The organism is Methylobacterium sp. A49B (assembly GCF_053346215.1).
In genome coordinates this window covers 15,501-29,290 of record NZ_JBKFBO010000065.1, presented here as the reverse complement: position 1 = coordinate 29,290, position 13,790 = coordinate 15,501, and the positions used below count along the sequence as shown (strand labels likewise).

The 13,790-nt window shown below is 68.8% G+C and carries 11 protein-coding genes and 1 pseudogene; 4 read left to right on the top strand and 8 right to left on the bottom strand.

Going from position 1 to position 13,790, the window contains the following annotated elements:
* Positions 1 to 88: 88 nt before the first annotated feature.
* The 7 genes from ACLBX9_RS05465 to ACLBX9_RS05435 form a co-directional block, all read right to left on the bottom strand.
* Positions 89 to 1,255, bottom strand: coding sequence for an acyl-CoA dehydrogenase family protein (locus ACLBX9_RS05465; protein WP_447718199.1), 1,167 nt, complete (start codon positions 1,253 to 1,255; stop codon positions 89 to 91).
* A gap of 11 nt (positions 1,256 to 1,266) precedes the next feature.
* Positions 1,267 to 2,472, bottom strand: a complete 1,206-nt coding sequence (locus ACLBX9_RS05460) for a CaiB/BaiF CoA transferase family protein (protein WP_447718198.1) — start codon at positions 2,470 to 2,472, stop codon at positions 1,267 to 1,269.
* 5 nt (positions 2,473 to 2,477) lie between these two features.
* Positions 2,478 to 3,491, bottom strand: coding sequence for a TRAP transporter substrate-binding protein (locus tag ACLBX9_RS05455; RefSeq protein WP_010683949.1), 1,014 nt, complete (start codon positions 3,489 to 3,491; stop codon positions 2,478 to 2,480).
* On the bottom strand, positions 3,488 to 4,531 hold the full coding sequence (locus tag ACLBX9_RS05450; RefSeq protein WP_447718197.1) for a TRAP transporter substrate-binding protein: 1,044 nt from the start codon (positions 4,529 to 4,531) through the stop codon (positions 3,488 to 3,490). Before ACLBX9_RS05450 ends, ACLBX9_RS05455 begins: the two co-directional genes overlap by 4 nt.
* Entirely contained in the window at positions 4,531 to 5,352 is an 822-nt protein-coding gene (locus tag ACLBX9_RS05445) for an IclR family transcriptional regulator (protein ID WP_447718196.1), read from the bottom strand. The genes ACLBX9_RS05450 and ACLBX9_RS05445 overlap by 1 nt, the downstream gene beginning before the upstream one ends.
* 352 nt (positions 5,353 to 5,704) lie before the next feature.
* Positions 5,705 to 6,838, bottom strand: coding sequence for an alpha/beta hydrolase (locus ACLBX9_RS05440; protein ID WP_447718195.1), 1,134 nt, complete (start codon positions 6,836 to 6,838; stop codon positions 5,705 to 5,707).
* Between the two features lie 161 nt (positions 6,839 to 6,999).
* On the bottom strand, positions 7,000 to 7,734 hold the full coding sequence (locus ACLBX9_RS05435; protein WP_447718194.1) for a haloacid dehalogenase type II: 735 nt from the start codon (positions 7,732 to 7,734) through the stop codon (positions 7,000 to 7,002).
* Between the two features lie 1,268 nt (positions 7,735 to 9,002).
* Between ACLBX9_RS05435 and ACLBX9_RS05430 the strand changes: the two genes are divergently transcribed.
* Positions 9,003 to 10,616: a putative bifunctional diguanylate cyclase/phosphodiesterase gene (locus ACLBX9_RS05430; protein WP_447718193.1), complete on the top strand. Its 1,614-nt coding sequence runs from the start codon at positions 9,003 to 9,005 to the stop codon at positions 10,614 to 10,616.
* A gap of 7 nt (positions 10,617 to 10,623) precedes the next feature.
* On the opposite strand, the gene ACLBX9_RS05425 is transcribed toward ACLBX9_RS05430, so the two are convergent.
* Positions 10,624 to 11,526, bottom strand: a complete 903-nt coding sequence (locus tag ACLBX9_RS05425; RefSeq protein ID WP_010683941.1) for an MBL fold metallo-hydrolase — start codon at positions 11,524 to 11,526, stop codon at positions 10,624 to 10,626.
* A 194-nt stretch (positions 11,527 to 11,720) separates the two neighbouring features.
* Between ACLBX9_RS05425 and ACLBX9_RS05420 the strand changes: the two genes are divergently transcribed.
* The 3 genes and pseudogenes from ACLBX9_RS05420 to ACLBX9_RS05410 form a co-directional block, all read left to right on the top strand.
* Positions 11,721 to 12,386: an SCO family protein gene (locus ACLBX9_RS05420; protein WP_010683940.1), complete on the top strand. Its 666-nt coding sequence runs from the start codon at positions 11,721 to 11,723 to the stop codon at positions 12,384 to 12,386.
* Positions 12,387 to 12,639: 253 nt separating this feature from the next.
* Positions 12,640 to 13,434 (top strand): hypothetical protein, encoded by a 795-nt coding sequence (locus ACLBX9_RS05415; RefSeq protein WP_010683939.1) that lies wholly within the window; start codon positions 12,640 to 12,642, stop codon positions 13,432 to 13,434.
* A 13-nt stretch (positions 13,435 to 13,447) separates the two neighbouring features.
* Positions 13,448 to 13,735 (top strand): annotated as a pseudogene (locus ACLBX9_RS05410) (helix-turn-helix domain-containing protein); the annotation flags it as partial.
* Positions 13,736 to 13,790: the final 55 nt, after the last annotated feature.

Here is a 13,790-nt window from a genome sequence, read left to right as displayed (position 1 = left end):
TCGTCCCGGCCCCGTTCGGGCCAAGGCAGTAACGGTCATGCGGCGTACCCTCCCGGATCGAGGCTCGCGCCTGTCCCGGCGCGTCGTCTCAGTATGACTTCGGCAGCCCGAGGACTTTCTCGGCGATGAAGCAGAGGATCAGCTGCGGGCTGACCGGCGCGATCCGCGGGATCATGATCTCCCGCAGGTATCGTTCGACCTGATACTCCCGCGCGTAGCCGAAGCCGCCGTGGCTCATCACGGCACGCTCGCAGGCTTCGAACCCGGCTTCCGCCGCGAGATACTTGGCGGCGTTGGCGGACGCGCCCGCGGGCTTGCCCGCATCGAACTGCCACGCGGCCGACAGGGTCATGAGCTGCGCCGCCTCGAGCTTCATCCAGCTGTCCGCCAGGGGATGCTGGATCGCTTGGTTCTGTCCGATCGGCCGGCCGAACACGATTCTCTCGCGGGCGTAGGCGGCGGCCCGTGCCAGAGCCGCCCGCCCGAGACCGACCGCCTCGGCCGCGATCAGGATCCGCTCCGCATTCATCCCGTGCAGGATGTACGCGAAGCCTTTTCCTTCCTCGCCGATGCGGTCTTCCACCGGGATCTCGAAATCGTCGAAGAACACCTGATTGGTGTCGACGCACTTGCGGCCCATCTTCTCGATCTCGCGGGCCTCGACCCGGTCGCGATCGATCCGGCAGTAGAACAGGCTCAGGCCGTCGGCGGGCCGCCGCGTCTGCTCGATCGGCGTCGTGCGGGCGAGCAGCAGCATCCGGTCGGCGACCTGGGCGGTCGAGATCCAGACCTTCTGGCCGTTCACCACGTAGCGGTCGCCCCTGCGCTCGGCGCGCGTCTTCAGGCGGGTGGTGTCGAGGCCGGTATCGGGCTCGGTGACCGCGAAGCAGGCCTTGTCGTCGCCCGCGATCAGCGGCGGGAGCATCCGGCGCTTCTGCTCCTCGGTGCCGAAGACCACGACGGGGTTCAGCCCGAAGATGTTCATGTGGACCGCGGAGGCGCCGGACATGCCGGCCCCGGATTCGGCGATCGCGCCCATCATGATGGCGGCTTCGGTGATGCCGAGGCCCGATCCGCCATAGGCTTCGGGGATGCAGATGCCGAGCCAGCCGTCGCGGGCCAGGGCGGCGTGGAACTCGGTCGGGAAGCCGCCCTGCCGGTCTCGCTCGGTCCAGTACGCGTCGTCGAACCCGGCGCAGAGCCCCAGGATCGCTGCGCGGATGGCGTCCTGCTGTTCCGAGAGGGCGAAGTCCATGATCGGCCTCCTCAGGCTGCGGGAGCGAGGGTGACACCGGCCGCCGCGAGGCCGGCGATGTCGGAGTCCGAGAAGCCGGCCTCGCGCAGGATCGCCGGCCCGTCCTGCCCGAGCCGGGGGGCGGGACGGCCGATGGACGCCGTGCTGCGGGAGAAGGAACCGGGGATGCCCGGCATGGACAGCCGACCCTCGGTCGGGTGGTCGATCTCGACGAAGAAGCCCTTCGCCGCGAGGTGGGCATCCTCGATCAGGTCGTCGAGGCTGGCGAGGCGGCAGACGGGGATGTCCGCGCCTTCGAGCAGCGTGACGCACGCCTCGGTCCCGAGGGTGGCGAGGATCTCGGCCACCATCCCGTAGATCGCGTCGATGTGCCGGGTGCGTTCGCTGATCGTCGCGAAGCGCGGGTCGTTCGTCCAGATCTCCGGGCGCCCGATGGCGGTGAAGAACCGCCGCCACTGCCCGTCATTGTAGATGAGGGCGCAGACGAAGCCGTCGCGGGTGGCGTAGGGACGCCTGTCCGGCGACAGGAGCCGCGCATAGCCCGGGGGCCCGAGCGGCGGATCGAAGAGGCGCCCGCCCATGTGATCGGCGAGGACGAAGCTCGCCATCGTCTCGAACATGGGGATGTCGAGGCGCTGGCCCTCGCCGGTGCGCTCCCTGTGCCAGAGGGCGGCCATGATGGCGCCGACCCCGTAGAGCCCGACCACGCGGTCCACCAGGGCCAGCGGCACGTAACGCGGGGCAGCGCCGCCCGCCTGGACCGCGAGGCTCGGCAGGGCGGCGGCGCCCTGGATCAGGTCGTCGTAGGCCGGGCGGGCGGCCAGCGGGCCGTCCTGACCGAAGCCGAACAGCCCGGCATAGACGATATCCGGCTTCACGGCGGCGATGGCGTCGTAGCCGATGCCGAGGCGCGCCATGACCTGCGGCCGCATGTTGTAGACGAGAAGGTCCGCCCGGGCGGCGAGCGTCAGCAGCGCGTCCCGCCCCGCCGCCTGCTTGAGGTCGAGCACGAGGCTGCGCTTGCCGCGATTCACCTGAAGGAAGATCGCGCCCATGCCCGGGTTCCGGAACGGGCCGAGCCCGCGCACGGGATCGCCGCCGGGCGATTCCACCTTCACCACCTCCGCGCCCATATCGGCGAGGGTCTGCGTGGCGTAGGGCCCCATCAGGGTGTTGGTGAGGTCGAGGACCCGGAGGCCGTGGAGCGGACCCGCCATGGCGCTCAGTGGGTTCGGGCGAGGGCGTTGCGGAAGGCGTCGAGCACGGCGGTTCCCGGCTTTCCGCGCTTGTCGAGGCTCGTCGCCCAATCCTTCGCGATGGCGTCCGACGCCGTGACGAGTTCGGTCCGGTCGGCCTCGGGGAAGGGTTCGAGCGTCACGCCCTTCCCGCGCAGGGTCTCCTGATCCCGCGACGAATCCCGGTCTGCGGCCTCGCAGGCGTGCCGGGTGGCTTCCTGTCCTGCCTGTTCGAGGGCGGCGCGCGCGTCGGGTGAGAGGCGCTTCCAGCGGTCGAGGCCGATGACGTAGGTGAGGGCCGCGCTGCCGAGGTTGATCCCGGTGGTGCCGAATTTCGTGAGCGCGCCGAGGTCGTACGAGACGACGCTGGCATAGGGGAACAGCAGGCCGTCCACCGTGCCCCGCGACAGGCTCTGATAGAGGTCCGGTGCCGCCATGCGGACGGGGATGCCGTCGAAATGCTTCACCGTGGCGTCCATCGCACCGCCGGTGGTGCGGACCTTCAGCCCGGCCATCGACTTCAAGCCCTCGATCCGCCGACTCGCGGTGAAGAGCTGGTAGGCCGGCGCCACCAGGGTGAAGAGCATGTGCACGCCGTTCGGCTTGAACTCCGCCTCGTCGATCGGGCCGGTGCGGGCGAGGCTGTCGTAGGCGAGGGTGCGCTGGCAGGCCGTCACGAACGGACCGGGCAACTCGGCCACGGCCGAGAGGGGCATCTTGTCGGAGGTGTAGGAGGGCACGACGTAGCCGACATCGACGATGCCGCTTCGCGTCAGGCTCAGGAGATCCTTCGCCTTTCCGAGCTGTTCGGCGGGGTAATACTCGAAGGCGACCTTGCCGCCCGAGATCTCCTTGACGCGGTCCATGAAGAAGCGCGTTCCGGACTCCGCGAAGAAGTGCCCGACCGGCAGGCTGTCGGCGAGGCGCAACCGCTCGTCGGCCCGCGCCGCCGCCGGGACAAGGAGCGCCGCCGCGACGGAGATGAGGAGCCGTCGCATCATCGGGAGGCCTTCTCGAATGCATCGAGCACGAGCGTGCCCGGCTTGCCGCGGTCGTCCAGTTCCTTGGCCCAGAGCCGGCCGATGCCGGACATCTCCCTTTCGACGGTGGCCTTGTCGGCGTCACTCAGGGCGATCTCGGAGACGCCCTTCACCCTCAGGCGCTCCTGATCGTCCCGCTCCTGCGCCTCGGAGATCTGGCAGCCGCGCTCCGTGGCCTCCCTGCCGACGCTGCGCAGGGTCTCCTGCACCGCCGGCGGCAGGGTGCGCCATTTGCGCTCGCTGATGACGTACATGACGACGAAGCTGCCGAAATTGGCACCCTGCGTGGCAGATTTCGTCAAGTCCTGCAGATCGTACGAATAGATGGACGAATACGGAAACAGCATCCCGTCGATCGTGCCGCGGGATAAGGCTTGATACACGTCCGGAGTCGCGATCTGGATCGGCACCGCCCCCAGGGCCCGAACCGCCAGCTCCTTGGCCTTGCCCGAGGTGCGGATCTTCAGACTCTTGACGTCGGCAATGGATTTCAGGTCGCGCCCGCGCACGAACACTTGGTAGGGCGGCAGGACGACCGTGAAGAGAAGCCGGACGTTGTTGGGTGCCAGCTCGCGCTGGGCGATCACGCCGCCCTCGTTCGCCAAGCTGTAGAAGGCCCGCGTGCCCTGGCACGAGGTGGTGAAGCCGAGGGGAAGCTCGGCCACCCCGGAAAGGGGGAGCTTATCGGTGACGAAGGAGGGGGCGACGTAAGCGATGTCCGCGACGCCGTTGCCGACCAGGGTCAGCATGTCCTTGGCCTTGCCGAGCTGTTCGGCCGGGTAATACTCGAATTTGACTGCGCCGTTCGATCGCTCGGTCGCGGTCTGCATGAACCACTTCGTGATCTTGTCGGCGATGTAGTGGCTGGCGGGGAAAGTGTCCGCGAGCCTAAGGTTCGTCGTCTGCGCGAGGGCCGGCGCTCCGCTCAAGGCGAGGACGACGGCTCCGAGCCGGAAGGATCGCCGGATGTGCGATCCGGGCGAACCGGTCATGCGGGCCATCATCCCTCCCGTTCCGTCGATGCGTGCTGCGCCGTGGACTCGATCTCTCGGCAAGCGGCCACGACCTGCGCGGCCCGCGACTCGATCACGCCCTCCATCCGGTGGAAGGGGCCGGCCAACGTGACCGCGAATTCCGATCCGTGGATCACGATGGGCACGGCGACGGCGATCACGTCGGGGTCGCTCTCGCCGTAGTTCAGGAACCAGCCGCGGGGGATCGATCGCTCGATATCGGCGAGATACTCATCCTTCGTCGGGATGGTCCGCTCGGTCAGGCGCTCATACTTGAACGTCGCGGCCAGAGCTTCCCGCTCCGCCGGCGGCAGCAGCGAGATGAGCGCCTTGCCCATCGAGTTGACCCGCGCGGGCCTCGTCTCACCGACCTCGGCCGAATACCGGATCCGATGCGGAGACTCGAGGACTTCCAGGTAGATCACCCGGTCACGATTGCGGCTCGCCAGCACGATGGTCTCGCCGGTGCGGTCACGCAGGTCTTCGAGGCTCTGAAGCAGATCCGCCCCGACCGGATCGTGCCGCGCGATCTCCTGCGTCAGAGCAAGCATCCGGCGGGTCGGATACAGATTTCGACGGGCTCCCGTGGCGTAGATGAAACCACGCTGCTCGAAGGTCCGGATCAGGTTGAAGCAGGTCGACGGCGCCATGTTGAGACGTCGCGCGAGCTCTGCGGGCGCGAGAGGCGACTGCGCCTCTGCGAAACGCGCATACAGGTCGAGAACCTGCTCGGCGGCCTTCAAAGTTTCATCCCCAGGATGTTTTATTCGCTTGTGTGAAAGGTAGGACCAACCGCCGGGCGCTGTCAATGAGCCGCGACTCTCGCCGCACCGGATGCGATGCAGCGTGCTTCCCGAGTGTCCCGGGGCTTTGTCAGAAGGACGGGATTGAATAGCGTACGTCGCGCCGAAGACCCCTCGATGGAGGTCTGTCTACCCGAAACGGACCGACCGCTTCCGGTCAGGTCCGACCGTCCACCCGTCGACTAGGTATCGGCTCAAGTCACCCGGACCCACTCCCGCGGGCGTGCATCGACGGGACGGCGGGGACCGACATTCTGCGGCCGGCCGCCGGGATTGGCGAGGAACGAAAGCCCAGTCGTGCGGGGCATTGTCGGCGCGCAACTTCCTGCACCGCGGCTCCGCGCCTCGGGAAAGCGTGTCAGCTCGGGACAAGGTGGTGCTGGAGGAGGTCGAGCAGGACGGCGTTGAACCGTTCAGGCTGTTCCTGCTGCACCCAATGCCCGGCTCCCTCAATCAGGTGGACGCCATCCATGCGGGTGCAGGTCGTGGTGCACATGCGCCCGATCGCGCCCGGCTTGCGGTAGGTGCCCCAATCCGCCGCACCGGAGATGAAGCTGGATGGCACATCGATCGTGCGGCCGGCGAACAACTTGATCTCCGAGCGGCCGATCGGACCGGTATGGCAGCGGAACCAGTTGAGGCCGCCCTGGAAGCCCGTGCGCCCGAACGCGGCCGTGTAGGCAGCCAGTTCGGCCTCGGGCAGCCAACGATTGGCCGCGATCTCGGCCGGCGTCGGCATGTCGGACGCGACGGTCGCGGCCATGCCGACACCCGCGTCCAGGATGTAGTAGGTCGGCAGCGTCGCGAGCTCGGCCGCGGATCCGGTCGCGAGCGGGTGCGGATGGTTGCCGGGCCAGTCCGCGCTCTTCACGTGGAAATAAGCGCGCAGGAAGTCGTGGAGGCCCTGCGGCGCGTGGAGCATGTCGGCGTTCGCTCCGGGCGTTCCGAACCAAGCCATGCTGTCCTGGCGCGGGCGCGGGAGAGCCGCGAGTTCGGCGGCCATCGACGGTTCCGACGGCCGGGGCGGCTGATCGGCCGTGTCGAACGGGATCGAGGATGGCCCGTCGAACGGGAAGCTCATCATCACGAGGGAGCGGAACACGTCGGGACGCACGAGCGCGCAGTAGGCGGCGATCATCGATCCGAAGTCGTGTCCCACCACGGCGGCGACCGAGCGGTGCCCGAACGCCTCCACGACGCCGAGCGCGTCCCGGGCGTAGCTGTGCGTGCGGAAGGACGCGACATCGCCGTCATAGCGGTCGTCCCACCCCGTGGTCGCGCCGTAGCCGCGCTGGTCGGGTGCGATCACGTGATAGCCGGCTGCGGCGAGCGGCAGCATCGTCTTGCGCCAGCTGAAGGCGATGTCGGGGAAGCCGTTAAGGAGCAGAACGGCCGGGCGCGCGCGTGTCTCGTAGCCCGCCTCGAGCACGTTGACGGTCAGTCCGTTGATGCCCGCGAGGCTGCGCTGCCGGATCCCCTCGGGCAGCTTCATCGCGTCTCCTACTCCGAACGACATGGCGCTGACTCCGTGGATACGGCCCAGAATCGAGGACGCCTTCGCCGGGCTGACCGGCAGGGCGAGGGACGACAGGCCCGCGCCGCAACCCAGAATGGTTCGGCGCGTCGGCTCAATCGGGGAAGCCGGACGGGCCCTCATCGGGTGCCCGGCGCACGGACGGGCGATCGGCCACGTAGCGCACCAGCCTGGACGATGCGGTCGGCGACGGTGCCCAGATCCCCCGCGACGATATCGGGCGCCCGACCGAGCCCGACGGGTGCGTTCCCGGGCCGAAGAACGAGCGCCGTCCGATAGCCGGCCGCGGCGGCCCCCAGGGTGTCGAAGGCGTGGCAGGAAACGAACCACAGGTCGGCTGGCGCGATCCCGAGCGTCGCGGCGAGGTCCGTGTAGCTCTCCACCGCCGGCTTGTAGCGGCGGACGCGGTCGTCGATGCTGTGGAGCGAGGCGAAGAAGGGTCTGATCCCGGCATGCGTCAGCTGGGCATCGACGGCGGATGCGGGATTGTTGCTCAGCGTGACGAGACGGTAGCCGGCCCCCGTCAGATCCGACAGGGCCTTCGGGGTGTCGGCGTAGGTCTGCATCTGCCCCGAACGGCACCGCAGTTCGTCGAGATCCGCCGCGTCGACCGTGCGGCCGCTCGCCTGAGCCATCATCCGTAGAACCGCCACGCCGACCGTGCCGGACTCGGCATAGTCACCCGATAGGGTCAGTGCCTCGGAATAGAGGATGACGTGGTTGAACCATGTGCGCAGCGCGCTCGCGTCGCCGAAGATGCGGACGAAGACCGGGCCAAGTACGCTGAAGTCGAGGAGCGTCTCGTTCACGTCGAAGACGATGACGGATTCGGCCGTGGCGGCGCTCGTGTTCATGGCGTGATCCGTCTTGGATGCGGGACGCATCGGCGCTCGCAGGATCGGCGCTGCGGCCAAGCCCGCGACCAGCCTTCGACGATCCGGACAGGTGAGGTGGGCGTACTCCGACGTTTGGGCATCCTCTCCGATCTGTTGCCCCCCCATCACGGCGCCCGCGAGACACGCGGGTGTATGCCGCCCTCGCGCCATCGAAAATTCGAAACTTCAGAAAGGAGACTTCAGATAAATCGAATGGATGCGCGGACCCATCGCGAGGCGCGTCCATGCGCCATGGCTTCAGCCCGATGAGGATTCAGGGCGCGGACGGCAGGCGATGGCCGATGCCGCCGGAAGACCGCCCGTCCGGCCGGCAGCCTTCACGCCCGCGCCCGACCCGCTCGTCGCTGCACCGTGACGTTCTGCGGCGTGTCATCAACCGCCTGCGGACGGGGCCGACGAAGCCAAGGAGAGGCACTGTGCGGTCAACCGTATCGGCCACACGGCGGACGATGCCGATTTCGTGATGGACGGTGTCCAGAATTGTTTCATCATTGAAATCAACATCTGTCCTGGGCGGCGGCCACGTAGTTCAACTCGTGGAGACAGAAATAAAAATCTCGCATCGTGGCCGTTGAAGCTGCAAATCCCGGCTCGGACGGAGTTAATCTGCCCGCATGGCGCCGCTCAGCAAACGCATCCTCATCCTCGCTTTGTTTCTCGCGCTGATTGTCGCGCTCGTTCTCGGCGTGCAATTCTCGGACTGGGACGTTGGTTGATCCTGTCGTTGAGAAATTCTCAGTCGCGATCGGCGCCGGCTCAACTTGAACAGAGATCTTGATTTATTCGCCCGCTTGACACGCTTTTGGCGCGTAGATCGATCGTTTTAAGTTAGCAAAGCCCGCGCTTTGGCATCCGATACTGCCAATCGCGCCAAAACTGATTTTCCTTCGCGGTGCGCATCGGCGCATCCAACACTTTCACACCCGAACGCGGTCATCCGTCCCGGCCGATCGCGGGCCTCCCATCAGGTACCCGCCATCGATCCCGCCGTATTCGCGACTTGCGGACCGCTTCGAACCGTCGCGACGCAAGCCGCACTGGCGGGAGGCAGCATAATCTGGAACGGAACGAACCCGCTCGTCGCGGAAAATGTCACATCCGATTAAGGCCTTATGAACCAAGCCAAAGACCGAATTGGAGGAAGCTTACGACCAATTCAGCATAGGATTTACTGCCCTTTAGCATTTGGCATGCTTCGTTCACGCGCTGAAACCCGGAAACAAAGCATGCTACGCGAGACGTCGACGACCTGGGGCCGTGGCGAGCTGTACGAGACTTTGTGCCTGCTCGTCATCGGCGTCGGGATCTGGTTCGTAGGCGTTACGCTGGGGACGTTCGACTCCCTGCAGGGAATCGTCGTCACCTACGGCCTGAACGATCTCCTGATGCTGGCCGCCTGCATGGGACTGGCGCTCTGCGGTGCGAGCGTCCGCAAGTCGATCATCCTCCGCCGCCTCATGCTGGAGCGCGACGCCGCCGCCGCCCAGGCCGAGGCGATCGCCCGGCACGACGGCCTGACAGGGCTGGCCAACCGGCGCCGCTTCATCGACGCGGTCGAGCGGTCGCTGGCCTCGGTGGGCACGGAGCCGTCGGCGGCGGTCCTGCTGATCGACCTCGACCGGTTCAAGCCGGTCAACGACCTCTACGGCCACGCGGCCGGCAACGCGGTCCTCTGCGCCGTGTCCGAGCGGCTGCAGCAGCTCCTGCCGCCCGGCGGCGTCGCGGCCCGTCTCGGCGGCGACGAGTTCGCCATGCTGGTTCCGGTGGAGCACGGCAGCGAGGGCCTGACGCGCCTCGCGCAGGCGGTGATCGCGAGCATCTCCGAGCCGGTCACCTGGAACCAGAACGACCTCAAGGTCGGCGCGACCGTGGGCGTCGCGATCGTCGCGCCCGACCACGCCGACGCGGACGCGGTCCTGCACGCGGCGGACCTCGCCATGTACCAGGGCAAGAAGGATGGTCGCGGCAACTACCGGTTCTTCCGGAGCGCCATGGACGAGGAGTTGCGCGCCCGCGCCCGCCTGGAGACCGAACTCCGCGTCGCCATCGAGACGGGGGCCATCGAGCCCTACTACCAGCCGGTCGTGTCCCTGCCCGGACAGGACATCATCGGCGTGGAGGTCCTGGCCCGCTGGCGTCATCCGACCCGGGGCCTCGTCAATCCGGCGGACTTCATCCCGATCGCCGAGGAGACCGGGATGATCGCGGACCTCAGCTATAACCTGATCCGCCGCGCCTGCCTCGATGCCCGCGCCTGGTCCCCCCACCTGATCCTGGCGGTCAACATCGCACCGCACCAGTTCCAGGACGCGTGGCTCGCAGAGCGCATCCTCGCCATCCTGACGGAGACCGGATTCCCGCCGCAGCGCCTCGAGGTCGAGATCACCGAGAGCGCGCTGATCCAGGACCTGGAAGCCACCCGGGCGACGCTCCTGTCGCTGCGTCAGCTCGGCGTCCGCATCGCCCTCGACGATTTCGGCACCGGCTACTCGAGCCTGTACCATCTGCGCGAGCTGAAGTTCGACAAGCTCAAGATCGACCGGAGCTACGTCGACGCGATCACCATGAGCGACGAGCGCGCCAAGCTGGTCGACGCCATCATCAAGCTCGGCACCAGTCTGGGTCTGTCCACGACCGCCGAGGGCATCGAGACGGACGCCAGCCTGAACTGGCTCTCGGACCAGGGCTGCCATTTCGGTCAGGGCTACCTCTTCGGGCGGGCCATGCCGAAGGCGGATATCGACCACATCCTGAGCGCCGGCAACGATGCGGGCGGCTGGCCGGGTCGCGCCGGCGGCTCGGCCGAAGAACTGGACGGCGTACTGGCCGAGGCCTCGTAGGCGCGGATCAGCGCGGATCCCGGTAGGCGGAGCCGTCCGCGGCGCGCAGCGGCCGCTCCACGAAGCGGCCGTGCTCCGGGACCGCGACCCGGTCGAAATCTTCCGCGAGGGCGCGGAGCGCGCGGCGCATCTCCGGTCCCTGCAGCGGTCGGCCATGGCCGGTGACGACCCGCTCCGGATCGAGGGCCGCGAGCGTCCGGACGGAGCTGCGCGCCGCGTCCCAGTCGATCGTCAGGTACATCGGCGGCCCATGCAGCTCCGGCTCTTGGACCGCCACCGCGTAGGCCGATTCCTGCGCGGTCGTCACGAACGCGTCCCCGACGATCAGCGTGCGGTCGGCCTCGCGCCAGAGCGAGATGTGGCCCGGCGCGTGCCCCGGAGTGTGGATCCAGCGCCAGCCGGGCAGGGGCGGGACCGAACCGTCTTCCGGCAGGGTTCGCAGGCGGTCCGCCACATCGACCGGCTTCGTCGGAAAGAGCGGCGAGAGTCGGCCGAACAGGCCGCCGCCGACGCTCGGGTCCGCCGTCGGATAGGCGGCGCTGCCGTCGAGATAGGGCCGCTCCAGGGCGTGCGCGTAGACCGGGACGTCCCATTCCCCGGCGAGATCCTCCAGCACGCCGACATGATCGAAATGCCCGTGGGTCAGGACGATCGCGGACGGCCGCGCGCCGGCGCCGAACCGGGCCTCGGCCGCGGCGCGGATCGCCCGCTTCGCGCCCAGCACGCCCGCGTCGACCAGGACCCAGCCGCGGTCGCCGGCCCCCGGCGCGCCAACGAACACGACGTTGACCAGGATGTTGCGCTGATAGGCGACGTCATCGGTGATCGCGTGGGTGGCGTCGTCCCGCGCGGCGTCGGCGTGGGGATCGTCCGCGCGGGCCTTGGGATCGACGGGAATCTGCTGGGCCATCTGCGGCGTCTCCCGTGCCTGTCTCGGAGGATGAGGCGGCGTCGCGCGCATCCGGTGCGTCGGAACGGATTGCCGGGACCGCCTGTCTCCGGCCAACCGGCCTTGCCGGGGCGGGTTCCCGGGCTCCCGCGGCATCGCGGCCATCGACAGGCACCCCATATTCGGGGCATCGACGCGCCATCCCAGTTCACCGCATGGCACCGAGCCCGCTCGCCCTCTTCGCCTCCGCCACCCTCGTCGCCGTGGTCGCCGCCGGCACGGGCGCGATCGTCCTGCAGCAGGGCTCGCAGTTCAGCCACCCGCGCCGGGTCGGCGGGTCCTTCGCGATGTCGGACCTGGACGGGCGACCGGTGAGCCGGGCCGATCTCCTCGGCAAGCCCACCGCGCTGTTCTTCGGCTTCACCCACTGTCCCGAGGTCTGCCCGACGACGCTCGCGACCCTGTCGGGCGCGCTCGGCCGGATGGGCCGCGACGCGGATCGCCTCAATGTGGTCTTCGTCACCCTCGATCCGGAGCGCGACACCCCCGAGACCCTGCGCGAATACCTCGCCTCGTTCGATCCCCGCATCCGCGGCTTCGTCGGCACGCCCGATCAGGTCGCCCGCATGGCAGACGCGTACCACGTCACCTACCGGCGCGTGCCCGCGAAGGACGGCGACTACACCCTGGATCATTCCGCCACCGTCGCGCTCTTCGACAAGACCGGCCGCATGGTGGGCGAGATCGGCTACGGCGAGGATGAAGCGCGGACACTGTCCAAGCTGATCACGCTGGCGCTGCCGGGCCAGTGCGCGCCCGGGGGCGGCGCCAATCTCTGGGCGACCGACGGCAGCTCCGGCGCCTGCGGCCCGCGGAGCTGAGCGGACGCGACGGGTCCGGGACGGCCGCTGCCATCCGGAAGGGGCAGGTGCAGGTTCGGCCGCCGCTTTCCCGGACGTGACAGGCCCTGGCCTGTGTGGTTCGCCGCCCTAGCCGCAGCGCAGCCGCTCTTCTACGACACCGTGCCGCGTTCCTCGCCTGCCAAGACCCGCGGCGCGGCGCGCAGGCCGACCGCGCCGGGGGAGGGCGATCCAGCGCCGGCCTGCGCGACGGCGCGAGGAATGGGATACGATCGTGGCGGCGTTTTGGGTGACGGCCCTGGTCCGGGCGCTGACGTCGGGCACGGTCGTGGTGCTCGCCTCGGTGCTGGCGGAACTGCTCGGACCGGTCTGGGGTGCGCTCATCATCAGCCTGCCGGTCACCGCCGGGCCGGTCTACGTGTTCATGGTCCTCGAACACGAGACCGCCTTCGTGGCCGCGGCGGCGCTGAACGGCTTCGCGGCGAATGCCGCCACCGGCCTGTTCCTCATCGTCTACGCCCGGCGGGCGACCGACCGGAGCCTGCTCCGCGCGCTGGGCCCGGCCGCGCTGGCGTGGCTCGCGGCGGCCGTACCGATCTCGGCCGTGTCGTGGACGCCCCTCACGGCGTTCCTGCTGAACGCGGCCGTGTACGGGGCTGGTGCCGCCACCACGCGGCCGGCCGCGACCGTCCTCGCCCGCAGCGCCGTCGTCGCGAGGCCGCGCCCGCGCGACCTCATCGTCCGGGCGGCCGCCGTGGCCCTGTTCGTGACGAGCCTCCTCGCCCTCAGCACGGCCCTGGGTCCCGCGCGGACCGGCGTCATCGCCGCCTACCCGGTCACCCTGACGAGCACGTTCGTGATCCTGCACCGGCGTGTGGGCGGGGCCGCGATGGCCCGTCTGGCGAGCATCACGATCCGGGGCGTGTTCGGCTTCGGGTTGACCCTGCTGACGCTCCACCTGCTCATCCAACCGCTCGGCGCCGTTCTCGCCCTCGCGGCGGCCCTGCTGGTCTCGCTGGTTTATTCGGCGGGACTTCTGGCCTTCCAACGGCGTCCCGTGGCGCGATAGGGTGCCAGACGACGTCTCTCGGCCTCGGCTGCAGGAGCTGTTCCACGAGCGGGGCCATCACGCCTCCGACTGGATCTGGACGCGCCGCCTGACGGTCGCGGCCCAGCGCCTGACGGATCCGGCCAGCGTGCATCTGCCGATCGGCACCCTGGCGTACGAGTGCGGCTTCTTCGGCCCGGCGCATTTCTCCCGGCGCTTCCGGGACCGTCACGGACTGTCCCGTCGGGCATACAGGGACGCCGCCTCGCTGAGATCCGCGGGCGCCGCACGGGGGCTCGGTGCCGATGGGCTTGGGCTTTGACGCTCCGGACGATTTACCTCTGCGTTGATGATCTACGACCGGGGATCCGCTCCGT